29 protein-coding genes and 1 tRNA gene are annotated in these 25,545 nt (G+C 61.5%); 21 read left to right on the top strand and 9 right to left on the bottom strand.

The window, feature by feature from the left end; all coding sequences use genetic code 11:
- Positions 1–2 precede the first annotated feature (2 nt).
- A complete protein-coding gene (locus IPK70_08500; protein MBK8227203.1) occupies positions 3–599 on the top strand; it encodes an RNA polymerase sigma factor in 597 nt (198 codons plus the stop codon).
- The gene (locus tag IPK70_08495; protein MBK8227202.1) at positions 586–1,500 is read left to right on the top strand and encodes a hypothetical protein; all 915 of its coding nucleotides are present in this window, start codon (positions 586–588) and stop codon (positions 1,498–1,500) included. Before IPK70_08500 ends, IPK70_08495 begins: the two co-directional genes overlap by 14 nt.
- Before the next feature lie 21 nt (positions 1,501–1,521).
- On the opposite strand, the gene rny is transcribed toward IPK70_08495, so the two are convergent.
- The 3 genes from rny to IPK70_08480 all read right to left on the bottom strand — a co-directional run bounded on the left by rny (position 1,522) and on the right by IPK70_08480 (position 3,714).
- Positions 1,522–3,057 (bottom strand): ribonuclease Y, encoded by a 1,536-nt coding sequence (gene rny / locus IPK70_08490; protein MBK8227201.1) that lies wholly within the window; start codon positions 3,055–3,057, stop codon positions 1,522–1,524.
- 66 nt (positions 3,058–3,123) lie between these two features.
- Positions 3,124–3,408 (bottom strand): cell division protein ZapA, encoded by a 285-nt coding sequence (locus IPK70_08485; protein ID MBK8227200.1) that lies wholly within the window; start codon positions 3,406–3,408, stop codon positions 3,124–3,126.
- A 12-nt stretch (positions 3,409–3,420) separates the two neighbouring features.
- Positions 3,421–3,714 (bottom strand): hypothetical protein, encoded by a 294-nt coding sequence (locus IPK70_08480; protein MBK8227199.1) that lies wholly within the window; start codon positions 3,712–3,714, stop codon positions 3,421–3,423.
- A gap of 286 nt (positions 3,715–4,000) precedes the next feature.
- Here IPK70_08480 and IPK70_08475 point away from each other — a divergent pair, with 286 nt between their 5' ends.
- The 14 genes from IPK70_08475 (at position 4,001) to IPK70_08410 (ending at position 15,761) form a co-directional block, all read left to right on the top strand.
- Positions 4,001–5,614, top strand: coding sequence for a M23 family metallopeptidase (locus tag IPK70_08475; GenBank protein ID MBK8227198.1), 1,614 nt, complete (start codon positions 4,001–4,003; stop codon positions 5,612–5,614).
- 36 nt (positions 5,615–5,650) lie between these two features.
- Positions 5,651–6,271, top strand: a complete 621-nt coding sequence (locus tag IPK70_08470; protein ID MBK8227197.1) for a hypothetical protein — start codon at positions 5,651–5,653, stop codon at positions 6,269–6,271.
- Between the two features lie 25 nt (positions 6,272–6,296).
- Positions 6,297–7,097 carry a hypothetical protein gene (locus tag IPK70_08465; GenBank protein MBK8227196.1) on the top strand — a complete coding sequence of 267 codons (801 nt, stop codon included), beginning with the start codon at positions 6,297–6,299 and terminating at the stop codon, positions 7,095–7,097.
- A gap of 52 nt (positions 7,098–7,149) precedes the next feature.
- A tRNA-Arg gene (locus IPK70_08460) sits at positions 7,150–7,223 on the top strand.
- A gap of 131 nt (positions 7,224–7,354) precedes the next feature.
- The gene (locus tag IPK70_08455) at positions 7,355–8,155 is read left to right on the top strand and encodes a WecB/TagA/CpsF family glycosyltransferase (protein ID MBK8227195.1); all 801 of its coding nucleotides are present in this window, start codon (positions 7,355–7,357) and stop codon (positions 8,153–8,155) included.
- A gap of 165 nt (positions 8,156–8,320) precedes the next feature.
- Positions 8,321–9,460 (top strand): exopolysaccharide biosynthesis polyprenyl glycosylphosphotransferase, encoded by a 1,140-nt coding sequence (locus IPK70_08450; protein ID MBK8227194.1) that lies wholly within the window; start codon positions 8,321–8,323, stop codon positions 9,458–9,460.
- A 111-nt stretch (positions 9,461–9,571) separates the two neighbouring features.
- On the top strand, positions 9,572–9,826 hold the full coding sequence (locus tag IPK70_08445) for a 30S ribosomal protein S20 (GenBank protein MBK8227193.1): 255 nt from the start codon (positions 9,572–9,574) through the stop codon (positions 9,824–9,826).
- Between the two features lie 63 nt (positions 9,827–9,889).
- Complete coding sequence (gene radC, locus IPK70_08440) at positions 9,890–10,594, top strand: DNA repair protein RadC (protein MBK8227192.1); 705 nt, start codon at positions 9,890–9,892, stop codon at positions 10,592–10,594.
- Positions 10,591–11,706, top strand: a complete 1,116-nt coding sequence (wecB, locus tag IPK70_08435) for a UDP-N-acetylglucosamine 2-epimerase (non-hydrolyzing) (protein MBK8227191.1) — start codon at positions 10,591–10,593, stop codon at positions 11,704–11,706. The genes radC and wecB overlap by 4 nt, the downstream gene beginning before the upstream one ends.
- Positions 11,707–11,751: 45 nt before the next feature.
- Complete coding sequence (locus tag IPK70_08430) at positions 11,752–13,059, top strand: polysaccharide deacetylase family protein (protein MBK8227190.1); 1,308 nt, start codon at positions 11,752–11,754, stop codon at positions 13,057–13,059.
- Positions 13,056–13,958, top strand: coding sequence for a GNAT family N-acetyltransferase (locus IPK70_08425; protein ID MBK8227189.1), 903 nt, complete (start codon positions 13,056–13,058; stop codon positions 13,956–13,958). The genes IPK70_08430 and IPK70_08425 overlap by 4 nt, the downstream gene beginning before the upstream one ends.
- Before the next feature lie 4 nt (positions 13,959–13,962).
- The gene (gene upp / locus IPK70_08420; protein ID MBK8227188.1) at positions 13,963–14,613 is read left to right on the top strand and encodes a uracil phosphoribosyltransferase; all 651 of its coding nucleotides are present in this window, start codon (positions 13,963–13,965) and stop codon (positions 14,611–14,613) included.
- Positions 14,614–14,616: 3 nt separating this feature from the next.
- Entirely contained in the window at positions 14,617–15,069 is a 453-nt protein-coding gene (locus IPK70_08415; GenBank protein ID MBK8227187.1) for a hypothetical protein, read from the top strand.
- Positions 15,066–15,761: a noncanonical pyrimidine nucleotidase, YjjG family gene (locus IPK70_08410; protein ID MBK8227186.1), complete on the top strand. Its 696-nt coding sequence runs from the start codon at positions 15,066–15,068 to the stop codon at positions 15,759–15,761. Before IPK70_08415 ends, IPK70_08410 begins: the two co-directional genes overlap by 4 nt.
- Here IPK70_08410 and IPK70_08405 read toward each other — a convergent pair.
- Complete coding sequence (locus IPK70_08405; protein MBK8227185.1) at positions 15,741–16,271, bottom strand: hypothetical protein; 531 nt, start codon at positions 16,269–16,271, stop codon at positions 15,741–15,743. The genes IPK70_08410 and IPK70_08405 overlap by 21 nt on opposite strands.
- A gap of 2 nt (positions 16,272–16,273) precedes the next feature.
- Entirely contained in the window at positions 16,274–16,936 is a 663-nt protein-coding gene (locus IPK70_08400) for a phosphatidylserine decarboxylase family protein (protein MBK8227184.1), read from the bottom strand.
- A 76-nt stretch (positions 16,937–17,012) separates the two neighbouring features.
- On the opposite strand from IPK70_08400, the gene IPK70_08395 reads away from it, so the two are divergent.
- The 5 genes from IPK70_08395 to IPK70_08375 all read left to right on the top strand — a co-directional run bounded on the left by IPK70_08395 (position 17,013) and on the right by IPK70_08375 (position 22,072).
- Positions 17,013–18,197, top strand: a complete 1,185-nt coding sequence (locus IPK70_08395; GenBank protein MBK8227183.1) for a glycosyltransferase — start codon at positions 17,013–17,015, stop codon at positions 18,195–18,197.
- Positions 18,198–18,471: 274 nt separating this feature from the next.
- Positions 18,472–18,654, top strand: coding sequence for a T9SS type A sorting domain-containing protein (locus IPK70_08390; protein ID MBK8227182.1), 183 nt, complete (start codon positions 18,472–18,474; stop codon positions 18,652–18,654).
- A 707-nt stretch (positions 18,655–19,361) separates the two neighbouring features.
- The gene (locus IPK70_08385; protein ID MBK8227181.1) at positions 19,362–20,180 is read left to right on the top strand and encodes a hypothetical protein; all 819 of its coding nucleotides are present in this window, start codon (positions 19,362–19,364) and stop codon (positions 20,178–20,180) included.
- Between the two features lie 128 nt (positions 20,181–20,308).
- On the top strand, positions 20,309–21,808 hold the full coding sequence (locus IPK70_08380; GenBank protein ID MBK8227180.1) for a T9SS type A sorting domain-containing protein: 1,500 nt from the start codon (positions 20,309–20,311) through the stop codon (positions 21,806–21,808).
- A 78-nt stretch (positions 21,809–21,886) separates the two neighbouring features.
- Complete coding sequence (locus IPK70_08375; protein MBK8227179.1) at positions 21,887–22,072, top strand: hypothetical protein; 186 nt, start codon at positions 21,887–21,889, stop codon at positions 22,070–22,072.
- A gap of 1 nt (position 22,073) precedes the next feature.
- Here IPK70_08375 and IPK70_08370 read toward each other — a convergent pair whose 3' ends face one another.
- Genes IPK70_08370 through rsfS form a run of 4 tightly spaced genes read right to left on the bottom strand, consistent with a single transcriptional unit; the run spans position 22,074 to position 25,503 of the window.
- The gene (locus IPK70_08370; protein ID MBK8227178.1) at positions 22,074–22,880 is read right to left on the bottom strand and encodes a phosphatidate cytidylyltransferase; all 807 of its coding nucleotides are present in this window, start codon (positions 22,878–22,880) and stop codon (positions 22,074–22,076) included.
- Complete coding sequence (locus tag IPK70_08365) at positions 22,877–23,092, bottom strand: DUF2007 domain-containing protein (protein ID MBK8227177.1); 216 nt, start codon at positions 23,090–23,092, stop codon at positions 22,877–22,879. The genes IPK70_08370 and IPK70_08365 overlap by 4 nt, the downstream gene beginning before the upstream one ends.
- Positions 23,092–25,110 carry an ATP-dependent zinc metalloprotease FtsH gene (ftsH, locus tag IPK70_08360; protein ID MBK8227176.1) on the bottom strand — a complete coding sequence of 673 codons (2,019 nt, stop codon included), beginning with the start codon at positions 25,108–25,110 and terminating at the stop codon, positions 23,092–23,094. The genes IPK70_08365 and ftsH overlap by 1 nt, the downstream gene beginning before the upstream one ends.
- Before the next feature lie 18 nt (positions 25,111–25,128).
- On the bottom strand, positions 25,129–25,503 hold the full coding sequence (rsfS, locus tag IPK70_08355; protein ID MBK8227175.1) for a ribosome silencing factor: 375 nt from the start codon (positions 25,501–25,503) through the stop codon (positions 25,129–25,131).
- Positions 25,504–25,545: the final 42 nt, after the last annotated feature.

The raw sequence follows: 25,545 nt of genomic DNA, 5'->3' as shown, positions 1-25,545 counted from the left end.
GCATGGCGCTGTTCAGCAGGGAATACGAGCGTTTGAGCGATGAGCGCCTCCTGGAGCTGATCGCTCGTGGCGATGAGCGGGCCTTCGGCGCCGTGTATGACCGGTATCAGCACCGGCTGCTCAACTATTTCCACCGCATGCTCTGGCACGACCGCGAGCGCGCACGCGACATGGTGCAGGACCTGTTCGCGAAGCTGGCGCGCAAGCCCGAGAGTTACGATGCCTCCAGGCCATTCAGCACCTGGGTGTTCAGCGTGGCCAATAACATGTGCAAGAACGCATACCGACACAACGAGGTGGTGCGTGCCGCCGCCAACCACATGCGCCATGAACCGGACCGCGTGGAGGCCCTCGACGGCATCGGCGTGGACCATGGTCTTTTCCGCGATCGCCTGAGCATGGAGCTCGACCGCATCGATCCGGACCACAAAGCCACCTTCGTGATGCGGTACCACGAAGACATGGCCATCAAGGAGATCGCTGCTGCCTTCGGATGCTCCGAGGGCACCGTGAAGAGCCGCTTGTTCTATACCCTGAAAAAACTGGCCGAGCGCATGAAAGAGTTCGACCCCAATGCCCTTCACCATGGAAAGGCGTGAGCACTACGACCCCGAGGACATCGAGAGCCTGCTGCAACAGCGCGCCTTCGATGAATTGCTCGACGAGGAGCGCGCCTACGTGCTTCGGCACCTCAGCGGCCGCGACGAGTACGAGGCCATGCGCGCCCTCCTGAACGATGTGCGCGACCACGACCGCCGCCGCGAACCCATCAGCGCCGATCCGCAATTGCGCGCCGACCTCATGGGCATCTTCCGTGCCCAGCACCGCCCGCAATGGCAGATCTGGCTCAACAGCGTGGGCACCTTCATCTGGCCCAAGGAAACCAGCGACCTCTGGCGGCCCGCCCTTGCCTTCGCCTCTTTGGCACTGCTGATCACAGCAGGCGTATGGGTATTGCGCAACGGTGACGACCACCAGCCGCAGCTCGCCGAATTGAAGCAGGAGGCGGCGAAGCCCGAAGTGCCGGTGAAGCCCGCAGCCGCGGAGGCGCCTGTTGATCCCGATGCCGACAGCAAGCGGGATGGGCATCCACAGGCCGAAGCACGATCGGATCGGGCTCCGGATGAACAGATTGCCGTGCGCAAGGAAGAGGCGCAAGCACCAGGGGTAATGGATGTGGCCACGGATGCAGCTGAAGAAGAGCTTGCCATGAAGGAGGATGCGGCCGTGAGCCAAGTAGCCTTGGAGCAGGAATCGGCCATGGACGCAGCATCGACCATGACCGGCACTGCTGCTCCATCAATCGTGAAGCATACCACCGCTGCATCTGAATCCCTCACCTCGGGATCGCGGGTGGTCACGGTGAATGAACTGGCCGCCAACCAGAGCATGGCCAACGCCGCAGGCAAGGTCGCCACGAACTCACAAGCCGCCAATCAAGCTGCTACTGCAATCAGCAATGCGCCAGAGGTGATGGCCCTGTTCGCCTCGGGCTGGTAGCCTGAACGCAAATCGGCTGCACTACTTCGCTACGGCCACTGATCGCTTCTCCCGGATCACGGTGATCTTCACCTGGCCGGGGTAGGTCATCTCCTTCATGATCCGATCGGCGATGCTCATGCTGATCTCATCGCTCTGCTGGTCGGTGATCCGGTCGCTTTCCACCATCACCCGCAGTTCCCGGCCGGCCTGAATGGCGAAGGCCTTGGTGACGCCTTGGTAACTCATCGCCAGGCTTTCCAGGTCCTTGAGGCGCTGGATGTACGCCTCCACGGCTTCACGGCGCGCACCGGGCCGTGCTCCGCTGATGGCATCGCAGGCCTGAATGATCGGCGAGAGCATCGTGGTCATCTCGATCTCGTCATGGTGGGCTCCGATGGCGTTGCACACATCGGGCTTCTCACCGTACTTCTCAGCGAGCTTCATGCCCAGCAAGGCGTGCGGCAGTTCGGGCTCCTCGTCCGGGACCTTGCCGATATCGTGAAGCAGGCCTGCACGTTTGGCGGCTTTGGGGTTGAGACCCAGTTCCGCGGCCATGATCGCGCTGAGGTTGGCCGTTTCGCGGCTGTGCATGAGCAGGTTCTGCCCGTAGCTGCTCCGGTATTTCATGCGTCCCACCATGCGGATGAGCTCGTTATGCAGGCCATGCACGCCCAGATCGATGCAAGTGCGCTTGCCCACCTCCATGATCTCCTCTTCCAGGTGCTTCTTGGTCTTGGCAACGATCTCCTCGATCCGAGCCGGGTGGATGCGGCCATCCTTCACCAGTTGGTGCAGGGCAAGCCGGGCCACTTCACGTCGCACAGCATCGAAGCAGCTGAGGATGATGGCGCCCGGGGTGTCGTCAACGATCACCTCCACCCCGGTGAGCTCTTCGAGGGTGCGGATGTTGCGCCCTTCACGGCCGATCACTCGCCCCTTCACATCATCGTTCTCGATGTGGAAGACGCTCACGCTGTTCTCGATGGCATGCTCGGTGGCCACCCGCTGGATGGTCTGGATGACGATGCGCTTGGCTTCCTTGTTCGCATTCACCTTGGCCTCCTCCTGAACCTCCTTGATGTGCGCCATGGCCGCTGTGCGCGCCTCATCCTGGAGGCTGGTCACCAATTGCTTCTTCGCCTCCTCGGCATTCAGCCCGCTGATGTTCTCAAGCATGGCCACCTGTTTGGCGTGCAGCTTCTCGCTCTCCTCCTTCCTGCGCTCAATACCGGACAGCTTCTGCTCCAATTCGCCCTTCAAGCGGTCCACGTTCTTCTCCTTGTTGGCCAGTTCTTGCTGCTGGCGGCTCAACTGCTGCTCGCGCTGCTTGGCTTTCTCTTGCAGCTGCTGCACGTTGCGCTCACGTTCCCGAACCTCCTTCTCGTGCTCCTCTTTCAGCTGCAGGAATTTCTCCTTGGCTTGAAGGATCTTGTCCTTCTTGAGCGCCTCGGCTTCCACCTCGGCTTCCTTCAGGATGCCGATGCGCCGCTTGCGCATGATGCTGTTCAAGGCAACGAAGACGATGATGCCGCCGACCACGAGGCCGGCCAAGGCGCCGATCAGGATGCTGACGATGTCGATTTCCATGGGTCCATGTTTTTATTTCATGGACCGCGCGTGGCCTCCGTGGGCGGGAGCGTGTCAGGACCGCAGATCGCCGAGCATCCGATCGATCTCCTCCACCAAGGCCGCAGCGGCTTCGGCTTCTTGCCGGGCCGCATTGCTGTTGAGGGCGCGCACGGTGACTTCGAGCGCGGCCATGGCCAGCAAGTCTTGCTTATCGGTGAGGGGGAAGCCCGCCTTGAAGCGGGCCATGCTCTCATTGATCTCGTCCACAGCACGCCGAACGTTCACCTCTTCCGCCTGATGGATAGTCAGGGGGTAGGCCCGTCCGGCGACTTCGACATTGATGGAACGCTCTTCCATGGCTGGGTACCGCTAGTTCTGGATAAGCTCCAGGCAGCGGTCAATCTCTTGAACCAGTTCGTCGATACGCTCCTTCGCTCCCGGAACGGCCGCTTCATGGGCGGCCTTGGTGTTCCGGAGGACCTCGTTCTCCTTCTCCAACTCTGCTACGCGCTGCTGCAGCACCTCTTCCGTGCGCTTGTGCTCACGGATGCCGTGCTCCAGTTCCGATACCCGGGCCTGCACGGTCTTGTGCTCCTTCAGCAAGGAGTTCACACGGCCTTTCAGGTGCTCGAGGCGGTCCATCAGCGTTTGCATGGCTTGCATTGGTTGAACGTTTCGCGGTCCGGGCCGAAGATAGCCCCGCTCGTTTACAAGGAAGGCATATTGTTTGAACCTCACGGTGTTAGCCATTATTCGCTCACCTTCTGGGCCATGCCCAAGGCACGCCCGGTACACTTGCAGGAATGCCGTTGCTTTTCCGGTATCGCCACGACCCGACCCCGCGATGAAACTTCAACAGACTATCGTTATTATTCTGACAATCAGAACTGTTGTCACGATTCAGGTGCAAGCGCAATCAGATTCAATACGAGGCCGCTACATCTCCCCGATGGACCTGCCCATTGAATTATCGGGCAACTTCATGGAACCGCGGAACGACCACTTCCATTCCGGCCTCGACATGCGCACACAGGGCCGTGAGGGCATCCCTGTTCGGGCCGTAGCCGATGGTTGGGTCAGCCGGATCAAGATCAGCCCCTTCGGCTATGGGAAAGCGGTCTACATCGATCACTACGACGGGCACACCACGGTCTACGGCCATCTCCAACAGCTCACCGGTGAGATTGGTGAGGCTTGCTTGGACCAGCAATACCGGCTGAAGGACTTCAGCATCGATTGGACACCTGAGAAAGGTGCGCTGCCCCTGAAGCAGGGTGAGGTCTTCGCCCTGAGCGGCAACACCGGCGGAAGTGGAGGTCCACACCTGCATTTCGAGGTACGCAGCACAGGCAGCCAGCATGCTCTGGACCCGGAAGCGCATGGGTTCAGCGTTGCCGATCGGGTGCCGCCGGAAATCCATGGTCTCCGGCTCTTTCCGCTGAACGATAGCTCACGCATCGCACCTTACCCCGACCAAGCCGTGGGCTATGCTGCACTCGGCGGTTCTGGCAAGTACACCCTGAAATCCGCCCCGATTGGATTCGGCACAGTCGGCATCGCGGTGAACACCTTCGACCGTTACGACAACGGGTCGGCGAAGTGCGGCGTGCGGCGCATCGAAGTCTTCGTGGACAACGTCCGCTATTTCATGACCACACTGGATCATGTGGACTTCAGCCACAACCGTTATTGCAATGCGCACATGGATTATTCCCTGTTCAAGGGGCGCAGGCTGGATTACCATCGGTGCTACAAACAGCCCAACAACAAACTGCGCATTTATGGGAATGAGCCTCAGCAGGGCCGTATTGATCTGCCTCCCGGCGGTGAACGCAATATGCGCGTGGTGGCCACCGATGCCAACGGCAACAGCAGTGAACTGCGCTTCGTACTGCGCGGAGCCAGCGCCCAAGAGGCGGCTTCATGGCCTGTGAGCGAACCTAGCGGCAGCCTATTCCGCTACGATGCGGCCAACATGATCGAAGAAGAAGGACTTCGATTCATGCTGCCCGCCCAATCGCTTTACGACGACGCGTATGTGGCCTACGCGCGCAAGCCGGCTGTTGGCCGGGCCTTGGGGCCGTTGCATTCCATCGGAGACCCGCTCACGCCCTTGCACACCGCAGCAGACCTCAGTTTGGCCGTGACCACTGGCACACCGGCCAAAGCCTTGGTCGTGCGGCTCGATGCCGACGGAAGCGTAGCTGGCGCAGTTGGCGGCAAATACGCCGATGGCTGGATCACCGCCCAAGTGAAGTCATTCGGCCAATACACGGTGATGCTGGACACCACGCCACCGGTGATCACCAATGTGGACCTTCGCGCTGACATGCGGGGGCGCAAGGGCTTCGAACTGCGGATCTCGGACAACCTCAGCGGAATCAGTTCGTGGCGAGGAACACTCAATGGCGATTGGATCCTGCTGGAGTACGATCCGAAGACAAAGACCCTCTCGCACGCCTTTGACAAGCACAGCCGAGGAGCCGGGAAGAAGGAATTCAGGCTCATCGTCGTTGACGATCGCGGCAATACCAGCAGTTACCGATCGGAGTTCACGCATTGACCGGACATGGCATCAACCAACCCAACCCGCCGATCCATGCGGCTGCGATGGCCCAGCGGGATTGTCCTCGCGGCGCTCACGGTCACCCAGCTCCATGCTCAACCAGAACTATCCAAGCGCCTTCGGGATGGCGACCTGCTCTTTCAGCACATCGGCGGAGAGCAGGGCCTTGCCCTTCAACTGGCCACCAAGAGCAGGTGGACACATGTGGGCATCGCATTCAAGCGGCAGGGACGTTGGGAGGTGTTGGAGGCGGTTGGCCCTGTGAAGTTCACCCCGCTTGCCGAATGGGTCGAGCAAGGCAATGAAGAGTATGTGCTACTGCGCCTTGCGGATGCCGATCGATTGCTGGACGAAGAGTCCATCCAACGCCTGCTTGATGCTGCCAAGCCGCTCATGGGAATCGGATACGATTGGAAATTCCAGTGGGGCGATGAACTGATGTACTGCTCTGAGCTGGTCTGGAAGCTCTATGAGCGTGCGCTGGGAATCCGGCTATGCGAGGCGAAGCCCATGCGCGAATACCACCTCAGCGATTCATTGGTGCTCAGGGTCATGCACGATCGCTACGGCAACGCGCCGCCACTGGATGAGCCCATGGTGGCCCCGTCGACCTTGATTGATTGCCCGTTGCTGGTCCGCGTGGGACAGCGCTGACCTCCCCGGAGCGTTACTTCGTGGCATGCGTGAGAGCCTGATTGCCGCGGTGCTGCTCGCTGGATGTGCCGCCCCCGACCCCGGAGCCACGCGGATCATAGGCCATGGAGGCATGGGGCCCGATCACGAAAGCCCGATGAACAGTGCCGAGAGCCTTCGTGCGGCCTTGGCCTCGGGCGCCGACGGAATCGAGCTCGATGCGCAATTGACCTCCGATGGCGTCCTCGTGGCTTACCATGCAGCCGATCTGTCCGAACTCACTGCCTGTGCCGGCAAGGTGAACAGCAAGACTTGGAACCAATTGAAGGCTTGTCCGGTGAGGCATGAAGGCATGGCTTTCTCGTTTGTCCGGGTCGATTCGCTCCTGCAGGAACTCGGCCGGCATCATCCTGAAGCTGATTTCACGCTCGACTGCAAGCTCTTCGCTCAGGGCGATTGGTGGACCTACCTGCATGCCTTTGCAGATGCGGTCATCGCATTGGACAAAGACCCCATTCTCTCCGGGCGCATCCACATCGATTGCCAGACATCGGACTTCATTCAGTTGATCATCACCAAGAAGCCCGGCATCAGTGCATACCTGTACGTAACGGACATGGATGGAGCGGCAGAGCAAGCGCTCGGCTTGGGATGTACGGGCCTCACCATTGCCCACGACAGGATCACGGATGAGGAGCTTGCGGAAGCTCAGCGGAGAGGTTTGAAGGTGTCCCTCTTCGGCACCCAAGGCGCACTTGCGCATCGGAGCGCATTCCGGAAAAAGCCCGACCGTTTGCAGACTGACCAACCGCAATATGCTGCGGGATTGCGCACATCCGACGATTGAATCGCATGGATCACGATGGCTCTGGACATCGCCAGTATCTTCGCCGCCGCTCGGCCCCGTAGTTCAATTGGATAGAATGACAGATTCCGGTTCTGTTGGTTGCAGGTTCGAATCCTGCCGGGGTCACTGAAGTTGAGTGTTGGAGCGCGCCGCCTGCGCGCCGCGGCTTGGTGCGCACGCACAACATCAAGCCGCGCGAAGCGTATAAGGCGCTTCATTTTCGCCTCAAGACCTATCTGATGTCGTTAGTCGGGTCCATGACTGCAATCCTCACGAAGCGCCCAGTGCTAACCGTTGGCATCACCACGGGCGGCTTCCGGGAACAGGTGAATGCGATCATGGCGCTGGCCCGAGAGCGCCATTCGGCTTATGTGTGCTGCGTGAATGCGCACATGGTGGTTGAAGCGACCCGGCCAGACTTCAGCGCGGTGGTGAACAACGCGGACCTCGCCACGCCCGATGGGATGCCGGTGCTGCACGCGCTTAATCGGTTCCACGGATTGCGCCAAGAGCGCGTCGCGGGGAATGACCTGATGCCGGCGCTCCTGGCAAGGGCATCGGAAGATGCAGTCGGGGTATACCTCTACGGTGGATCAGGGGAAACGCTTGCGCGCATCAAGGAGAGGGCAGCCTCGGAATTCCCGGGATTGGTGATCTCCGGCGCACACTCTCCGCCATTCACCCGATTCGAACACATGGACCTTGCAATGGAGGCCGCAAGGATCAGCGCTTCGGGTGCCGGGCTCATCCTGGTTTCGCTCGGCTGCCCTAAGCAGGAGCGATTCATGGCAGCCATGAAGGGGAAGGTGAATGCGGTGATGGTCGGTCTTGGCGGTGCTTTCCTGCTCTATGCCGGCGTTGATAAGCGAGCCCCGAAATGGATGCGTGATCTTTCGCTGGAGTGGCTGTTCCGCCTGGCGCTCGAGCCCGGTAGGCTTTGGAAGCGCTATCTCGTGACCAACTCACGCTTCATTGGTCTCTACTTGCGTGCCCGAATCAGTGGGAATTACGACCAATCCAGCCTAACGTCGAGTACCGAATCAAAGCCATTCAGCTGATTATCAACACTCTGAGCTATTGGCGATTGCTGGAAACCTTAGAGCAACATCGACGAAACAAGAATTTTCTTCGACAAACTTGACACCGGTTCCTCATCGCGAATAGATTTGCCCACACCTCAAGCAAAGCCTCCCAACACCAAGTACGCCAGCAGAACCCGGAGCATGGAGCGGATCATTACTCCCACCAGCGGAAATGGGAAAGGCACAGGGGCCAACGATGTAGCCCAAGAGCTTGCTGCGGCGTTGCGGACCCGAAGGCTTTCGCTCCAGAATGTGCAGTCCGGCATCAACAAGGTCCTCTCGTTCGAGCCTCTCACCTCGGTGAAGGACCTCGTGATCGTAGGCGACAGCCCCGCTGCCGAGGAGATCTTTCAGTACTGCCAGGATCAAACGGTTCGAGGCTACCGATTCCGCGGCATTTTCACGGACGCCCCTATTTCCGGCATGCTTGCCCAGCATCGCGTCGGCGATGTGGCGGCATTGAAAGCCTTCTCGGTGCAGAACCGGATTGACATCGTCTACTGCGCACTGCCCGGTTCCCGGAAGCAGGAGATCACCGACCTGATGGAATTCTGCGAACGCAATACCATCCGATTCCGTGTGATTCCCAGCGCCGAGAGCTTCATACCCGTCGTGAAGACAAGCGACCTCGAGTTCATGGGAAACGTGCCCGTGAGCAAATTGCGGAAGGAGCCCATGGACCGCGCTTTCAACCGGGGGGTGAAGCGCGCCTTTGACATTGCTTTCTCGCTCTTCGTGGTGCTTTTCATCCTGACCTGGCTGATTCCCTTGCTGGCCGTCTTGGTGAAGCTCTCGAGCCGCGGACCGGTCTTCTTCAAGCAGATGCGCCTTGGCCGCGACAACAAGGAATTCGTCTGCTGGAAGTTCCGGAGCATGCGGATGAACAAGGAAGCCGATGTGAAGCAGGCCACCAAGGACGACCCGCGCGTAACGGCCATCGGACGGTTCCTGCGCAAAAGCAACCTCGACGAGATGCCACAGTTCTACAATGTGCTCCTAGGGCACATGAGCGTGGTTGGACCTCGCCCCCACCCGATCCGACTGAATGAGCAGTACCGGGACATCATCGACAAATACATGGTGCGTCACTTCGTCCGGCCAGGGATCACGGGCTGGGCTCAGGTGAACGGCTTGCGCGGCGAGACCCGTACCCCGGAACTCATGGAGCGCCGGGTGGAATTGGATGTGTGGTACATGGAGAATTGGTCCTTCTGGCTCGACCTGCGTATCGTTGTGAAGACCGTGACCAACATGTTCGGCAAGGACAAGATGGCATACTAGGGCTGTCGTCCAACCGCATTGAGGGCCGGACTACCGGCCTTTTTCTTGAAGTCTGCCTGTCGCGTGCGGTAGGCTTCTATATTTGCCGCCCCTAACCGGAGGGAGAACGCAATGGCCAATCACAAGTCCGCCTTGAAACGGGTCCGGCAAACCGAGACCCGCAACGATCGCAATCGTTACCAGCACAAGACCACACGCAACGCCCTGCGCGACCTTCGCGCCACCAGCGACAAGGCTGCTGCTGAAAAGCTGCTGCCGGAGGTGACCTCCATGCTGGACAAGCTGGCCAAGCGCAATGTCATCCACAAGAACAAGGCTGCCAACCTCAAGTCATCGGCGAAGAAGCACGTCTCAGCCCTGAAGTGAGCCGTTGAAACCTACTTTGGACAGGTCCTCGCGAAACGGGGGCCTGTTCTCATTTAAGCACCAATGGAAGAACGCGATGAGACCCGGATGCCCATCCGCGATTGGGCTGCCGACGATCGTCCGCGGGAGAAGATGCTCCGCTTGAGTGCCCGCGCCCTTTCCGATGCGGAATTGCTGGCCATCCTGATCCGCTCGGGATCACGGAACGAGAGCGCGCTCGACCTTGCGAAGCGCATCCTCGCCAAATCCGGTAACGACCTGCATCGCTTGGGCACTCTTGATGCCAGTGCCTTGATGGAGCACAAAGGAATGGGTGAGGCGAAGGCGCTTGCCATCGCGGCGGCACTGGAACTGGGACGGCGCCGCCGAGCAACCGATGCTGCGGAACGACCATCGGTGACCAACAGCGCGGCGGCCTTCGAGCTCATTCGCGGCAAAGTGGCCGATCTGCCCCATGAAGAGTTCTGGCTCATCCTCCTCGATCGCGGAAACAGGCTCTTGGAACTGGCGCAGATCAGCAGTGGAGGACTGCACGGAACAGTAGCGGACCCCAAGCTCATCTTCAAGGCGGCGATCGAGCGGCGTGCTTCCTGCCTGCTGCTCTGCCACAACCACCCCAGCGGCCAGCTTCGGCCGAGCGAAGAGGACATCCGGCTCACGAAGAAGCTGGTCGAAGGCGCACGCCTGCTCGACATCACGGTGCAGGACCACTTGATCGTGGGCGCGACCGGGTACTACAGCTTCGCGGACAACGGCATGCTCGCATGAGACGCTTGCTGAGCATCGTCGGTGCGCGCCCGCAATTCGTGAAGGTTGCTGCCGTGGACCGCGCTGTGAATCTCCATGGCGGGATCCTGCATGAGGTGCTGCACACCGGCCAGCATTACGACGACGCCATGAGCCGCGTCTTCTTCCATGAATTGTCGATTCCCGCTGCGAAGACGCACCTCGGCATCGGTTCAGGTCAGCATGGTTCGCAGACCGCGCGCATGATCGAGGGCATCGAGCAGGCGCTGATCGCCCAGCGACCGGATGCGGTGCTGCTTTACGGGGACACGAACAGCACGTTGGCGGGAGCCATCGCTGCCGTGAAGCTCGGGCTGCCCATTGCCCATGTTGAAGCGGGCCTCCGCTCGTTCACCAAGTCCATGCCCGAAGAGATCAACCGCGTCCTCTGCGACCACTGCTCCGCTTGGCTCTTCTGCCCGACCGAAGCCGCCGTGGCGAATCTGCGGGCAGAGGGGATCATCGACCGCGCTGCCGCCCATGCCTCTTCCGATCACCCATGCGTCTCCCTCACCGGTGATGTCATGCTGGACAGCAGCATGCACTTCGCTGGCTTGGCCAAGGAGCGTTCTCATGTGATCCGAGAATCGGGCTTGAAGGAGAATGGGTTCTTCCTGGCCACGATCCACCGCGACTTCAATGCGGATAACCCCGAGCGGCTGAACGCTCTTCTCAACGCTTTGTCGGCATGCGCCGAATCACATGGCTTGCCCGTGGTGCTGCCGCTCCATCCGCGCACACGGCAACGCTTGGGCATTCACGGCGCGACGTCCATCGACCCCGAGCGCATTCGGCTGATCGAGCCGGTCGGTTATTTGGACATGATCGCCTTGGAGATGAACGCAAGCTTGGTCCTTACGGACAGCGGCGGGGTCCAGAAGGAAGCGTTCTTCTATGGCAAGCCTTGCGTGGTGCTGCGCCGCGAAACCGAATGGACCGAGCTGATCGACCACGGGCAAGCCATGCTCACGGATGCGGACCAGGACCAGATCCTGCATGCGGTTGGCCGATTCCTGCGGAACGGGGCACCGGCTTGTCCTCCGCTCTATGGCGACGGGCATGCGGCTGACCGCATCGTGGCGCTGCTTGCCTGACCGGCAGGCGGGCCGCCGCTCCTACCTTGCCCGCATTCCCCTGCCGTGCAAGAAGTCGCCATCTGGATCGGATCGCCCAGTACCCGTGCGCGCTACACCATAGAGCAGGTAATCGCCCGCCTGCTCGGATTCACCATCCGCTGGGCGCCGAATGCTGCGGACCTGCGCCCCGAGGAACAGCCATGCCTCGCCTACGCGGAAGGGCCCGTGAACGGAGCATTCCAAGTCCGGCCGAGTGGGACGTTGATCGATGGCAACAAGGTTGCTGCTGATCCGCCCATCTCTCACTTGGGTGAATTGCCGGTTCTCTTCCGAGTGGACGGCGGGGACCTGCCTTTCGACCCGTTCGCTGCGGCGTTCTTCCAACTGGCCCGCGTGGAGGAATGGAATGAGCTGCCGCAGGATGAGCATGGCCGCCCGCTCACAGGCGGCCTGCACGCGACCAAGCACGGGTATCTGCACCGCCCGGTGGTTGATGAATGGGCGCTCCTATTGGCCGAGCGGTGGCGCACCTTCGATCCGCGTGTTCCGGAACCCAAGCGCTCTTACAGCCAAGTGGTCACCATCGACTTGGACAATGGATTCAAGTACCTCGGTCGCGAATCGTGGAGGTCCGCTGGTGCCTGGGTGCGCGACCTGGCCCGTGGATCCTGGCATGACGCGGCGGAGCGGATCGCGGTGCTGCGCGGCACGAAGCCTGACCCCTTCGTGCTCGATGCTGAGGCGTTGCATGCCATCGAGGCAAGTTCAGCGCGATCCATCGCATTCGTGCTGGCCGCTGATCGTGGAACGCTCGACCATGCAGTCCCCGTGGAGCATCCGCGCTATGCCGCGTACCTGCGTGACCTCGCCTCATGCATCGAGATCGGCCTGCATCCCTCCTACCGCAGCAGCCTGTCCGAAGGCCTCACCGCTCGGGAGCAATCCAGGCTCTCGGCTGTTGCAGGCAAGCGCATCCGTTCCTCGCGTCAGCACTTCCTCCGTTTCACCACGCCTGGCACATTCCGAACCGCGATCAAGCTTGGTTTCCAGGAAGAGCACAGCATGGGCTGCCACGACCGCATCGGCTTCCGCGCCGGCACTTGCACGCCATTCCGGTGGTACGATCTTGAGCGCGAGCAGTCCACGGAACTCATGATCCATCCGTTCGCCGTGATGGATAACACGCTGAGCGAGAAGCTGCGCTTATCGCCCGACGATGCTGTGCGCGAAGCCGGCCGCATCATCGAGGCCGTGAAGCGCGTGCAGGGGACCTTCACGGGCCTGTGGCACGAGAGCTTCCTGGCCCCCACCGGCGAGCGCGCCGGATGGCGCGATGCCATCCTGCGCATCATCCGCAATGCGGCGCCATGATCAAGCACTTGCGCCATATCGAGATCGACAAGGACGCCTGGGATGCGAGGCTGATGCGCTGCGCCAATCGGATCTGGTACGCGCAGAGCTGGGTGCTCGACCTGGCCTGTCCGGATTGGGAGGCGCTCATCGATGAAGAGGCCGACGCCATGATGCCGCTCACGGTGCGCAGGAAATGGGGCCTTGCTTACCTCTACCAGCCATTGGGCATCCAGCAACTCGGGGTGTTCGCTGCGCATCCGGAGCGCGTCTCACAAGAGGCCTTCATCGCCGCGATTCCAAAGCGGATGCGGTACATGGACATCCTGCTGAATGAATCCATGCTCCCCTCAGGCATTGCGGCAGCCGATCTTATCCTGCTGCAGAATCAGGTGCTGGCGGCCACTGATGCCATCGATGCCCTTCGCTCGCGTTACAGCAAGGGCCACCGGAGGAACCTGAAGGATGCTGCCGACCTGCACGAGATCGAGCTGACCCCGAGCGCATTCGAAACGCTCTTCCACCGAACCACGGGCAAGCGCTTCGGGCCTTCATCCGTCAAGGGTCTGGGTGCATTCATGCGCGTGCTGAGCGAAGGCATCGAACGCGGCCAGTGCGAAGTCCGGGCGCTTGCCAGGGACCAAGAGCCCATGGCCGCGGCGTGCTTCGCCACGTGGCAGGGCCGCAGCATCATGCTTAAGTCGGCCAATACCGAAGCAGGCCATCCGGCGAAGGCCATGTTCGTGCTGATCGATGCGTGGATCGCCCGCCATGCCGGCACCGGGATGCTGCTCGACTTCGCAGGATCGAACACCCCGAGCGTGGCGCGCTTCAATGCGGGGTTCGGTGCAGTGCCCAGGACCTATTTTCGCCTGCGGCGGAACCGACTCCCGCTCCCGCTCCGGTGGCTAAAGCAATGAACGCATGGTGATGGAACTCGTGAATCAGCGCAGTGTGGCCGGGCAGTTCATCGCCGAATTGCGCGACGCCCAAGTGCAGCAGGACCCCATGAGGTTCCGCCGCAATCTCGAGCGCGTGGGTGAAGTGCTCGCGCTGGAGCTCAGCCGCACCCTTGAGTACGAAGAGCACGATGTGACCACGCCCTTGGGCATCGCGCGCGCGCACCTGCTGAAGGAGCAACCGGTGCTGGCCACGATCCTGCGCGCAGGGCTGCCCATGCATCAGGGGATGCTCAACTACTTCGATCGCGCAGACAATGCCTTCATCAGCGCCTACCGGAAGCACCGCAAGGGCGAAGAGGGCTTCGACATCGAAGTGGAATACATGAGCAGTCCGCGGCTCGACGACCGCGTCTTGGTGCTCTGCGACCCCATGCTCGCCACAGGGCAGAGCATGGTGCTGGTGTACCGCGCCCTGCTCCGCTTGGGCATTCCCAGGCAACTGCACGTGGTGAGCGCCATTGCCAGCGCCGAAGGCCTGGAGTACGCCAAGCTTCACCTGCCAGCCGGCACACGGTTCTGGATCGGTGCCATCGACGAGGAGATGACCGCGCAGGCCTACATCGTGCCCGGCCTTGGTGATGCCGGCGACCTGGCGTACGGGCGTAAGGCCTGAGCCATGGATACCGCGGGCATCTTGGCGGTACTCGGCACCAGCGTCGTGAAATTCGTGCTCGCCGCTGCGGTGTCATACGGCTTCAACCACACGTTCTGGGAAACCGTTCTGCTGCTCTCCATCGGCGGAGCCGCAGGCACGGTCGCATTCTATCTCGCCGGTGTGGGCGTGCTGAAGCGGCTGCATGCCCGTGCGGTCCGGAACCGGGACCGGCGCATCGCCAAAGGCCTCACGCCGAAGCGGGTGTTCACGCGGTCCAATCGCTTCATCGTTCGCGTGAAGCGGAGCTACGGGCTGCTCGGCCTCGCGATCATGCCTCCGCTCCTCTCGGTGCCCATCACCGCCTTGATCGCCGCGAAGTACTTCCATCACGACCGCCGCACCCTGCCCGTACTCCTCACCGCCATCGCTTGCTGGTCGCTGGTGCTGAGCATGGCCTGGGGATTCCTCCGATGAAGCATTACCGGCATCTCTTCTTCGACCTCGACCATACGCTGTGGGACTTCCGCACCAACTCGCGCGAGACCCTGCGCGAACTGGTTGCCGCGCACGGCCTGCTCGCACGCGGCATCCCGGATGCCGAGGCCTTCATCGGCGTGTACGAGGAGATCAACCACAGGCTCTGGGCGGAGCATGGCGCAGGCCGAATGCCAAAGGAGGTGATGCGCGTGCTGCGCTTCCGCTCGGCCTTGCAGCACTTCGGAGTGGTGGATGGCCGACTGCCCGGCAAGCTCTCGGAGGAATACCTGGCCCAATGCCCGCTGAAACCGGCCTTGATGCCCGGCGCGATGGAACTGCTCGACGCCGTGGCCGGCAGTCATCGCCTCCATATCATCACCAATGGCTTCGAGGATGTGCAGCATGTGAAGCTCGTGCACAGCGGCATCGCCCCGCGATTCGATGTGGTGCTCACCAGTGAGCGGGCAGGCGCTGCGAAACCCAGCGCGGCCATCTTCGCCGAAGCCCTCAAGCGCTCCGGCGCGAAAGCCGCGGAGAGCCTCATGATCGGTGACAATGCCGATACCGACATGCTGGGCGCGCGATCAGCGGGCTGGGACCAGGCCCACTACCACGCGGAAACAGACCCTGATCCCATGGCTACGCACCGGGCCGTGCACCACGACGAACTACGACGGCTGCTGGCCTGACTTCCGCTCCTCGTCCGAGACGAAGGTGTACTCCATATCGAAGTCGGCGCCTGTGATGTGGCTGTGCCGGAAGAAGCGGACCCGGTCGTTCGCGGTGACCTTGCCGCTGTAGCTGATCTCGCCGCGCAGCGGCCGGGTCACGAAGAAGATGCTGTCGCCCTTCACCGTGGCCATGACGTTATGCAGGCCGATGGATGGATCGCCCTTGGTCTCCCGGATCAGGAAATCGGGCAGGGTGGCCTCCACATCCTTGGTGCCGTTCACCAGTACGACGCGGCCTTCGGGAAAGAAGCGCAGCAGATAGCGCAGGCTGCCGCGCTCGCAGCGGTAATGGCCATCGAAGCGCACGCCCAAGCCATCGAAGGGCCCGGGGCCGGTCACTTGATCCTGCGCTCCGCCTGCGGCCGGAACCGAAGGGGCATTCATTCGCTGCATGATCATCCGGGCCGCCACGAAGACGGCGAGGGCCGCAACGATGATGACCAGCACGGACTTGATGGACCTGTTCATGTTCAACCGGGGAATTGTGCGATGACCGAGACCGAGCCTTGGACGCGGTCGCCGAGCTTCACGGTAACGCGCGCATCGAGCGGCAGCAGCACATCAACGCGTGATCCGAACTTGATGAAGCCGAACTCCTGGCCTTGCTGCGCGGGCTCGCTGGGCTTGCTGTAGGTGCAGATGCGCCGCGCCAAGGCGCCCGCGATCTGCCGGAACAGGACCTCGCCGTGCTTCGGATGCTTCACCACCACGGTGCTCCGTTCGTTCTCCGTGCTGCTCTTCGGATGCCAGGCCACCAGGTACTTGCCCGGATGGTAGCGCGCATAGATGGTGGTGCCGCTCAACGGATAGAAGTTCACATGCACGTTCAGCGGGCTCATGAAGATGCTCACCTGCACGCGCTTGCCGTTGAAGTACTCGGCCTCATGCACCTCCTCGATCGCCACCACTTTGCCATCGGCGGGCGAGAGCACATGCGATTCGTTGGCGGGCACCGTGCGGCTAGGCACGCGGAAGAACCAGATCACGATGGCCCATACCGCGATGAGCGCGGCCCCGATCACGACGGCGAGCGGCTGCGGCAGCACCGGCCATTGCATCAGCGCGAATAGGCCGAAGCCGGCCACAGCGGTGACGAGAAGCAAGGTGGGAGTGCCTTCGCGGTGCAGGTGCATAGGAGCGCGGCGAATATAGCCGCGCCCATTCGGCCAGGCGGGGAATCAGGATCGCGCGCACTATCAACGATCGGGCATGGACCACAGCGCGCAGCATGGCCGCAGCACGGTAGCGTTCGATCCTAGTTTCGCCGCCATGCAAGCGGAACCGATGCGGGTACTGGTCGTGGGACAGACCCCGCCGCCCTTCGGCGGCCAGGCGGTGATGATCGAGAAGTTCTTGGAGGGCCGCTTCGCCACGCTCGAACTGGCCCATGTGCGGTTGGCCTATTCCGAGGAGATGAGCGAGGTGGGCCGATTCAGCCTGAAGAAGGTATGGGTGCTCTTCAAGACCATCGCCGCCGTCTGGACCGCACGGATCAAGCATCGCTCGCAAGTGCTCTACTACCCGCCCAGCGGCCCGAACCTGGTGCCGATCCTGCGCGACATCATTTTCCTCATCGCCGTGCGCTTGTGCTTCCGGTTCACGGTGTTCCATTTCCACGCCGGTGGGCTATCAACCTACATGAGCAAGCTGCCAGCGCCGATCCGCTGGCTGGCCTGGCTGGCGTACCGGAAGCCTGATCTCGCCATCCGCACTTCGGATCTGGCCCCGCCGGACGCGCAGCACTTCGAATCGAAGCGCGTGGTTTCGGTGTTCAATGGCATCGAGGACCTTGCGGGCGGCCCTATTGCGCGCGACCCGGATCCCGATCGGCCCATGCGCATCCTGTTCACCGCCGTACTGATCCCGAGCAAAGGCGTCGAAGTGCTTGTGCATTCCTTCATCCAGCTCATCCAGCGCGGCGTAAATGCCGAGCTGATGCTCATGGGCCGCTGGGGCGATGCCGCGTTCGAGGAGCGCATGCTCGCATTGATAACGCAGCATGGGTTGAATGATCGCGTGCGGGTGCTCGGGGTGCGCACCGGCAATGACAAGCTGAACGATTTCCGCGCAGCGGATGTATTCTGCTTCCCCTCGCACTTCGAGGCCGAGAGCTTCCCGGTGGTGCTCATGGAAGCGGCCCAATTCGGCTTGCCCGTGGTCGCTACGGATTGGCGCGGTATCCCGGTGATGGTGGATGAGGGCGTGAACGGATTCCTGGTCCCGACGCATGACCCGAAAGCCGTAGCTGACCGCTTGGAACGGCTGGCGCGGGATCCGGAACTGCGCCATCGCATGTCCGCGGATGCGCGGCGCGTGTTCGCGGAGCGTTTCACGCTGGCGGCCTTCCACCGGAACATGGAGGCGGCCTTCGCGCAGCTGATGGGGCGTGCATAAGGACGTTATCGCTGGATAAAGGACGCACAAGGATGACGCATCCTGAAATAGGTTTGCTTACCCCCCCCGCGCATTCTTAATCAGTGATTCGAGCAAATCGGTCATTCTGCCGAACAGGTCGATGGCCTTGCTGCGCCAATGGCTGTCCTCAGCATCAATGCGCGGCGGCTCGGGCTCCATGTGAACCACGCGTGGCTCGGTCGCCGATGCCACAGCTGTTGTCGCCGTTGCTAATCCAGCAAAGGAGCGTACCCAGATCATCTACGAACGTGGCATGGAGCACGGTACATTGCAGCTCTTCGACGCTCAAGGCCGTCTGATGATGGACATCCCGCTCAAGGGCCAGCTTGCCTTCTGGGAGGTGCCTTTGCAACGCTTCTCCGAGGGCCTGTATTTCGCGCGTATAACGCTGGATGGGTTCGTACTTGGTGAAACGAAGTTCACGGTAATCAAGTGAGAGCACCGACTGCCATAACGATTGGGCTTGGCCTTCTGGCCGGGCCCAATCGTGGGCAGGCGCAGGGTTTCATTCGGCACTTTGATGCAGAGCAAGCCGGGAAACCTGGAGCTATCCTGTCGGTGCGCGAGGTGCCCAGTGGCTATTTGTTGTTCTGCTCGCAAGTGAGCAGTGATGGAACAAACAGAACGCGTCTATTCACCCGCGTGGTTGATGCTGCGGGTGAGCAGATCAATGAACAGGAATTTTTCGCAGGTATTGAGCGGCACTACATCACCGGGACCATTGATCCTGTGGCCAATCGCTCGGATGGGAATTTTGCAGCCCCGATTTTCGACATCAGTCAAGGATTCGATATGCGGACGAGTATTTTCATTCACAATGAGCTTGGCGACACCCTAGTGACAAGAGTTGTGCTAAATTATTCGGTATCGGATAGCATACTTGCCACACCCAACCAGCTAAGAATGTGTGTTGACGGTGGTGCCTATTTGTGTGGAAGTGCTGACCCATATTCGCCACCAACCGCGCTTGCGGATGCCTTGCTTGTGCGACTTGACCAGAATGGTGACACACTTTGGACGCATCGCTATAGTCCCACCCCGCAGAGCGTGTATCATGGCCTTGGTGTTCTAGAGTTTGTGGATGGTGGCGCCATCATGGTAGGCTACCGATACCAGAGCTTTGTGCTTGATGAATATTTCGTGATGCGCACCGACGCACTGGGTGCGATGCAATGGATACGGTACTTCGGCAACCGGGCGAAAGCCATTGATGCAGCCGTGCGGCTCGATAGCGAGGGCAACATCATCACCTACTCGGCATACAGGGAACAGAGTTATCCGACCTACTACGGGCAATTCATGCTCACCAAGTGGAGCCCTGGGGGCGACATCATTTGGCAGAAGAAATCGCACTATGGAAGGAATTACTACGTGGGCGACTTCGAGGTGCTTCCGGATAATTCGATCATCGCGGTGGGCTCGCACGATGGCGGCGGGGAGCTTATGCGCTTCAGCGCCGAGGGCGACAGCTTGTGGACAAGGCAGTACGTGGCCTTCGCCAGCAGCGAGCGGCACCGCCTTTTCGATGTGCAGCCCACGAGCGATGGCGGCTTCGTGGCGGCGGGCAGCTGCGATCAGTACTGGGGCGATCCCACGCCCAACCTGGAGACGGAGTGGATGATCAAGACCGACAGCCTGGGCTGCGTGGTGCCCGGCTGCCAGTACGTGGGCGTGCAAGAGGTGGTGGTTGATCTGCAAACGCATCTGCTCATTGCTCCCAACCCCACGAGCAGTTTGCTGCAAGCCGAGCTGGCCTTGCCACCGGGTGCAGCGCTGGCAGGCGCTCCGCGCGCTGTGCTGCTCAGCGGGCAAGGGCATGAGGTGCGCGCATGGCCCCTGCGCCATGGCGGCGATAAGCTCACCCTGCGCGTGGACATCAGCACATTGCCCAGCGGCGTGTACTACCTGCATATCGCAGATGGGGAGCGCTGGCTGGCGGGTGGGAAGGTGGTGGTGGAGTGAGCTGGTCTTCGTTTCTCGTTCTCGCAATTGAACGCAGGGTCTCCCAAGACGGAAGACCCTGCTGCGGTTGAGCGAGTGAGCGGCGTGCAAGGCGCGCGCCGCTCACCTACATTCGCAAGGCATTACCCATGAAGGCACCACTAACGCTCCTGTTCGTTGTTGCAGTTCATGCTGCTTGGTCACAAACCACCTTCAACGTGGTGCGTGAGCACCCAAGCATTCTATCATACAATGGAGCATTGTCAGTAAATGAATTGGCCGACGGTTATTTGATGTTCAGTTTCGGATGGTCATTGGATAGCGCCGTCGCGGCCGTGTTCGCCACCAAGTTCGACCTTGAGGGCAATTTCGTTTGGGAGAAGGAGCACCGCCGAGAGCGGGACATTTATCCAGGGATTGTTGACCCGATCGCCTCGATCAGTGGGGGTCGCTTCGTTGGAGCGATGAGTGAGTACGGAGACACCTTACCTGAAACAACTTACCTGTACTGGTGGAATAGCGAAGGCGACACTATCCGCACGCGTTTCCTCAAGTCGGATAGCAATGTGGTGAGCGGTAACCACGGCACGCGCCAATTGCTCGCACTGGCCGATGGCGGCTTCCTGCATTGTGGCTGGTGCGCGAACACCACCCCGGGGCAAGGTGGCTGCATCACCCGATTGGATAGTGCTGGCGCCATCCTTTGGGAGCGCATCTACACGCAGGCGCAGTACATCCTTAACGCCCACGAGGCTCCTGATGGCGGCTTCGTGCTGGGCGGTTATCGCAATGGCCAACAGGACAGAGCGGTGGTGATACGAACGGATAGCGCGGGAAACGTGCAATGGGTCAGGTACCACGGGCTTTATGCGGGCACCGGGGCCCATCGTGCACAGATCGACGAGCAGGGAAATGTGCTGGTGCCCGGCAACTGGAAGGATGACCCCTCGCCGTTGACCTATGATACATGGGCCTGTCTTTTCCGCTATGCCTCTAATGGCGCACTGCTGCCACGAAGAGATTACTACTTTCATCGCAGTACCTACACGGCTCACTTGGTCCCGAAGGGAGGCGGACATTATTGGATGGTCGGGGCCACCTGGCAAACTGGCTATGACCCGGATTACGCCACGCTGGTCTGGGAACTGGACGAGAATCTGGACAGTTTGTGGATGCGACGCTACTGGTTCTATGCCAGTGATGATGCGGAGAACTTGGCCTATTCCGCTCGTTCAACAAGCGACAGCGGGATGGTCTTGTGCGGTGTTTCGCGCCAAGGTGTTTCAGAGCCACTGCCCTACAAGCAAGACAATTGGCTCCTGAAGCTCGACAGCTACGGCTGCTTGGTACCCGGCTGCCAGAGCGTGGGCATACAAGACCATGTGCTGGGGCTTAATGAGTATTTGAGCATATCGCCCAACCCTGTTGCGCAAGGGCAAGCGGTGCAAGTGCGTTGGGAGCCGCCTCAGAACTACAAACCCCAGGGCTCATTGCGCGTGGTGGTGTTGGATGCCACGGGTCGCACTGTGCTGCAGGTGCGCATGGCATCTTCCACGCTTTCGCTCACTATGCCGGCAAGCGGGCTCTACTATGTGCATCTGGCAGATGGGCAGCGATGGCTCGCCGGGGGCAAGGTGGTGGTGGAGTAGCTGGTCTTCGTTTCTCGTTCTCGCAATTGAACGCAGGGTCTCCCAAGAGGGAAGGCCCTGCTGCGGTTGGACGAGGGCATGAACGGATTCCTGGTCCCGATCCACGACCCCAAGGCTGTGGCTGATCGCTTGGAGCGCTTGGCGAAAGACCTGGAGCTGCGCCATCGCATGGCCCTCGATGCCCGGCGCGTATTCGCGGAACGGTTCACCCTGGCCGCCTTCCACCGGAACATGGAAGCGGCCTTCGCGCAGCTGAAGCGCTGATTCAACCGAGCAGCAGCGCGATCACCACCATCACGGGCGCCGCGAGCAGGTAGCCATCGAAGCGATCGAGCACACCGCCGTGGCCGGGCATGATGGTGCCGCTGTCCTTCACGCCTGCCGCCCGCTTCATGGCGCTCTCGAGCAGGTCGCCGATGGTGGCGCTTACGGTGATGAAGGGAGCGGCGATGAGCCAGGCAGAAGGCTCGAGCGCATGATCGATCCAACCGGCCACCACCCATGCCGCCACGATGGTGAGCAGCAGGCCGCCAAGCAGTCCCTCGACGGTCTTGCCAGGGCTCACGCTGGGCATCAGCTTCGTGCGACCGATGGCGCGCCCCACCAAGTAGGCGCCCGTGTCATTGGCCCACAGCAGCAGCATGAAGCCGATGAGGATGTTGCCCTGGATCGCCATGAACGGCGCGCAGGCCATAGGCAGGGCGATCAGCAGGACCGAGACGGCGAGCTGGCCGATGGCGCTTGCGATCGCGGTGCGCGCGGCGCGCAGCACGGCCAAGAACGCGAGCAGCATGGCGCCGATGACGATGGCGATCGCCACCGGGAAATGCGGATCAGGGAATTCGAGGAGCCACGCCCACGCCGCGTAGCAAGCAACGGTCAGCGCGATGCCGATGAACATGGGCGGAGCAGCCTCCCTGCCGCGCCAATGCAAGCGGTGCCATTCGCGCGCCGCCATGCCCGCGAACACGAGGAAGAGCCATGCCGTGGCCTGTTGACCCAGCCATGCCGCACCGATCACGAGCGCCGCATAAACGGCACCGCTCGCAGCACGGATGGCGATCTCCTTCACGCCTCGTCCGGTTTGCCCACTTCGTGAAGGGCGCGCAGCAGGTCGGCGCGGCGCACGTGAACAGCGGCTTGTGCCAGCGGCGGGTAAGCGCTCGATCCGTTGTCGAGGACGACGGCCTCGATCCCATGCTCCTCCAACCGACCTCGCACCAATTCGGCTTCAGCGCGCGATGCCGCATGGTACACCGGTGCCCAGTCGGTGGCGGCGTGCATCAGCCGGCTGATTGTTCGGATGCACCGGTGGGCTCAACCGCAGGAGGCGCCGTCGGGGCCGACGGCGCATTGCCATTCGCATTGCCGTTGGCCGCTTGCGCAGGCACCAGGAAGGGCCGGTCGCCGAAGATCTTCTCCAGGTCCTCCTTGAAGATCACCTCCTTCACGAGCAGCTGGTTGGCCAGGGCGGTGAGCTTGTCCTTGTTCTCCGTGAGGATGCGCTTCGCGCGTTGATACTGGCCCTCGATGATCTTGTTCACCTCCTCATCGATCGTCTGCGCGGTCCTTTCGCTGTAGGGCTTGCCGAAGCTGTATTCGCTCTGGCCGCTGCTGTCGTAGTAGCTGATATTGCCCACCCGCTCGTTCAGGCCATAGATGGTGACCATCGCGTAAGCCTGCTTGGTCACCTTCTCCAGGTCGCTCAGGGCGCCGGTGCTCACCTTCCCGTACATCACATCCTCAGCGGCGCGGCCACCGAGCGCGGCGCACATCTCGTCGAGCATCTGCTCGGCCGTGGTGAGGTGGCGCTCATCGGGCAGGTACCAAGCAGCGCCGAGTGACCGGCCGCGCGGCACGATGGTGACCTTCACCAAGGGCGAGGCGTGCTCCACCAGCCAGCTCACGGTGGCGTGGCCGGCCTCGTGGTAGGCGATGGCCTTCTTCTCATCGTCGGTGATGATCTTGTTCTTCTTCTCCAGACCGCCGATCACGCGGTCCACGGCGTCAAGGAAATCCTGCTTGGCCACCTCGGTCTTCTTCTTGCGCGCAGCGATCAGCGCGGCCTCATTGCAGATGTTGGCCAGGTCCGCTCCGCTGAAGCCTGGGGTCTGGCGCGCGAGGAAGCTCACATCAACCGTCTTCTCGAGCTTCAAGGGTTTCAGGTGCACCTTGAGGATCGCCTCCCGCTCGTTCAGGTCGGGCATGTCCACGAAGATCTGGCGGTCGAAACGGCCCGGGCGCATCAGGGCGCGATCGAGCACATCGGCGCGGTTGGTGGCGCCGATGAGGATCACGCCGCTGTTGGTGCCGAAGCCGTCCATCTCGGTCAGCAGCTGGTTCAGCGTGTTCTCGCGCTCGTCGTTGGCGCCCATGCTCACGCTGCGGCCGCGTGCGCGCCCGATGGCATCGATCTCATCGATGAAGATGATGCTGGGCGCCTTCTCCTTGGCTTGCTTGAAGAGATCGCGCACGCGGCTGGCGCCCACGCCCACGAACATCTCGACGAAATCGGAGCCGCTGAGGCTGAAGAAGGGCACGCTGGCCTCGCCGGCAATGGCCTTCGCGAGCAGGGTCTTCCCGGTTCCCGGAGGCCCCACCAGCAGCGCGCCCTTGGGGATCTTGGCGCCGAGGTCGGTGTAGCGCTTGGGGGTCTTGAGGAAATCGACGATCTCCTGCAGCTCCTCCTTCGCTTCGGAAAGCCCGGCCACATCGTTGAAGGTGACGTTGGTGGTCTTGCCGCCCTCGAAGACCTGCGCCCGGCTCTTGCCGATGTTGAAGATCTGGCCGCCGGGACCACCGCCCCCGCCGATGCGCCGCATCACGAAGATCCAGATCAGGATCATGGCGCCGAAGAGCACGATGTAATAGATGGCCTCGCGGCCCCAATTGTCCTGCGTCTCGTACTCGTAAGGGATGCCGTACTTCCGCGCATCGAGCACGAGGTCGTTCTTCTCCACGTCGCTGCTGCCGGGGTTGAAGGCGTAGTGCGGGCCGGTGACGTTTTCGCCCGAGAGCGCGCTGCCCTTCAGCTTCGTCTTGTGCGGCTCCACCTTCAGGCTGTCCTTCCGGATGAAGACCTTCACCATCTGATCATTGAGGATCACGATGCGCTCCACATGGCCGCGCTCGGCCATGGCCTTGTAGTCGGTGGGCGTCACCTTCTCCATGCGCCCGCCGTACTGGAAGAGCTGGATGCTCAGGATCAGCACGATGATGATGCCGTAGATCCAATAGAAGTTGAAGGAGCGCTTGGGGCGCTCGCTCTTGGGCTTCTCGTTGCGTTCGGGTGTGTTCTCCACAGTGATTCCTCTGGTTGCTCAGGCTACATTCTCATACAGGGTGCGGACCGCATCGCCCCAAAGATCCTCCAGCGCATAATGCCCGCGCCGGTCCCGGTGGAAGACATGCACCACCACATCCACATAATCGATCAGCACCCATTCGGCATTGCGCTCGCCTTCGGTGTGCCAAGGCTTCTCTCCCATCTGCTTCCGCACGGTCTCCAGCACGGATCGCGTGATCGCTTCCACCTGCGTGGTGGAATCGCCGTGGCAGATCACCATGTGGCTGCAGACCGCATTGGGGATCCCGCGCAGGTCCATGTGAACAAGCTCCCGGCCCTTGACCTCTTGGATGCCATGGATCACAGCCTCCACCAAGCGCGAGTCGCCCGCGCCCTTCTTTTGCTTCATCCGAATAGCTTTGGGAGCGCTCAAAGGTAGGTGTTGGCCCGC

The sequence above is a fragment of the Flavobacteriales bacterium genome (assembly GCA_016712535.1).
Lineage (GTDB): Bacteria > Bacteroidota > Bacteroidia > Flavobacteriales_F > PHOS-HE28 > PHOS-HE28.
The sequence above is the reverse complement of the archived record's forward strand: the minus strand, read 5'-3'. Positions and strand labels throughout refer to the sequence as shown.

Excerpts from the sequence above, each read along its gene's own strand:
- radC (MBK8227192.1), top strand. The coding sequence starts at position 9,890 with ATGGAAGAACGCGATGAGACCCGGATGCCCATCCGCGATTGGGCTGCC.
- IPK70_08450 (MBK8227194.1), top strand. The coding sequence starts at position 8,321 with ATGGAGCGGATCATTACTCCCACCAGCGGAAATGGGAAAGGCACAGGG.
- IPK70_08400 (MBK8227184.1), bottom strand. The coding sequence starts at position 16,936 with ATGCACCTGCACCGCGAAGGCACTCCCACCTTGCTTCTCGTCACCGCT.
- IPK70_08500 (MBK8227203.1), top strand. The coding sequence starts at position 3 with ATGGCGCTGTTCAGCAGGGAATACGAGCGTTTGAGCGATGAGCGCCTC.
- IPK70_08445 (MBK8227193.1), top strand. The coding sequence starts at position 9,572 with ATGGCCAATCACAAGTCCGCCTTGAAACGGGTCCGGCAAACCGAGACC.
- IPK70_08380 (MBK8227180.1), top strand. The coding sequence starts at position 20,309 with ATGAAGGCACCACTAACGCTCCTGTTCGTTGTTGCAGTTCATGCTGCT.
- IPK70_08485 (MBK8227200.1), bottom strand. The coding sequence starts at position 3,408 with ATGGAAGAGCGTTCCATCAATGTCGAAGTCGCCGGACGGGCCTACCCC.
- IPK70_08375 (MBK8227179.1), top strand. The coding sequence starts at position 21,887 with ATGAACGGATTCCTGGTCCCGATCCACGACCCCAAGGCTGTGGCTGAT.
- IPK70_08405 (MBK8227185.1), bottom strand. The coding sequence starts at position 16,271 with ATGAACAGGTCCATCAAGTCCGTGCTGGTCATCATCGTTGCGGCCCTC.
- IPK70_08385 (MBK8227181.1), top strand. The coding sequence starts at position 19,362 with ATGCGCACCGACGCACTGGGTGCGATGCAATGGATACGGTACTTCGGC.
- IPK70_08480 (MBK8227199.1), bottom strand. The coding sequence starts at position 3,714 with ATGCAAGCCATGCAAACGCTGATGGACCGCCTCGAGCACCTGAAAGGC.
- IPK70_08455 (MBK8227195.1), top strand. The coding sequence starts at position 7,355 with ATGACTGCAATCCTCACGAAGCGCCCAGTGCTAACCGTTGGCATCACC.
- IPK70_08475 (MBK8227198.1), top strand. The coding sequence starts at position 4,001 with ATGGACCTGCCCATTGAATTATCGGGCAACTTCATGGAACCGCGGAAC.
- rsfS (MBK8227175.1), bottom strand. The coding sequence starts at position 25,503 with ATGAAGCAAAAGAAGGGCGCGGGCGACTCGCGCTTGGTGGAGGCTGTG.
- upp (MBK8227188.1), top strand. The coding sequence starts at position 13,963 with ATGGTGATGGAACTCGTGAATCAGCGCAGTGTGGCCGGGCAGTTCATC.
- IPK70_08425 (MBK8227189.1), top strand. The coding sequence starts at position 13,056 with ATGATCAAGCACTTGCGCCATATCGAGATCGACAAGGACGCCTGGGAT.
- IPK70_08390 (MBK8227182.1), top strand. The coding sequence starts at position 18,472 with ATGGAGCACGGTACATTGCAGCTCTTCGACGCTCAAGGCCGTCTGATG.
- IPK70_08365 (MBK8227177.1), bottom strand. The coding sequence starts at position 23,092 with ATGCACGCCGCCACCGACTGGGCACCGGTGTACCATGCGGCATCGCGC.
- wecB (MBK8227191.1), top strand. The coding sequence starts at position 10,591 with ATGAGACGCTTGCTGAGCATCGTCGGTGCGCGCCCGCAATTCGTGAAG.
- IPK70_08465 (MBK8227196.1), top strand. The coding sequence starts at position 6,297 with ATGCGTGAGAGCCTGATTGCCGCGGTGCTGCTCGCTGGATGTGCCGCC.
- IPK70_08495 (MBK8227202.1), top strand. The coding sequence starts at position 586 with ATGGAAAGGCGTGAGCACTACGACCCCGAGGACATCGAGAGCCTGCTG.
- IPK70_08395 (MBK8227183.1), top strand. The coding sequence starts at position 17,013 with ATGGACCACAGCGCGCAGCATGGCCGCAGCACGGTAGCGTTCGATCCT.
- IPK70_08410 (MBK8227186.1), top strand. The coding sequence starts at position 15,066 with ATGAAGCATTACCGGCATCTCTTCTTCGACCTCGACCATACGCTGTGG.
- IPK70_08415 (MBK8227187.1), top strand. The coding sequence starts at position 14,617 with ATGGATACCGCGGGCATCTTGGCGGTACTCGGCACCAGCGTCGTGAAA.
- IPK70_08470 (MBK8227197.1), top strand. The coding sequence starts at position 5,651 with ATGCGGCTGCGATGGCCCAGCGGGATTGTCCTCGCGGCGCTCACGGTC.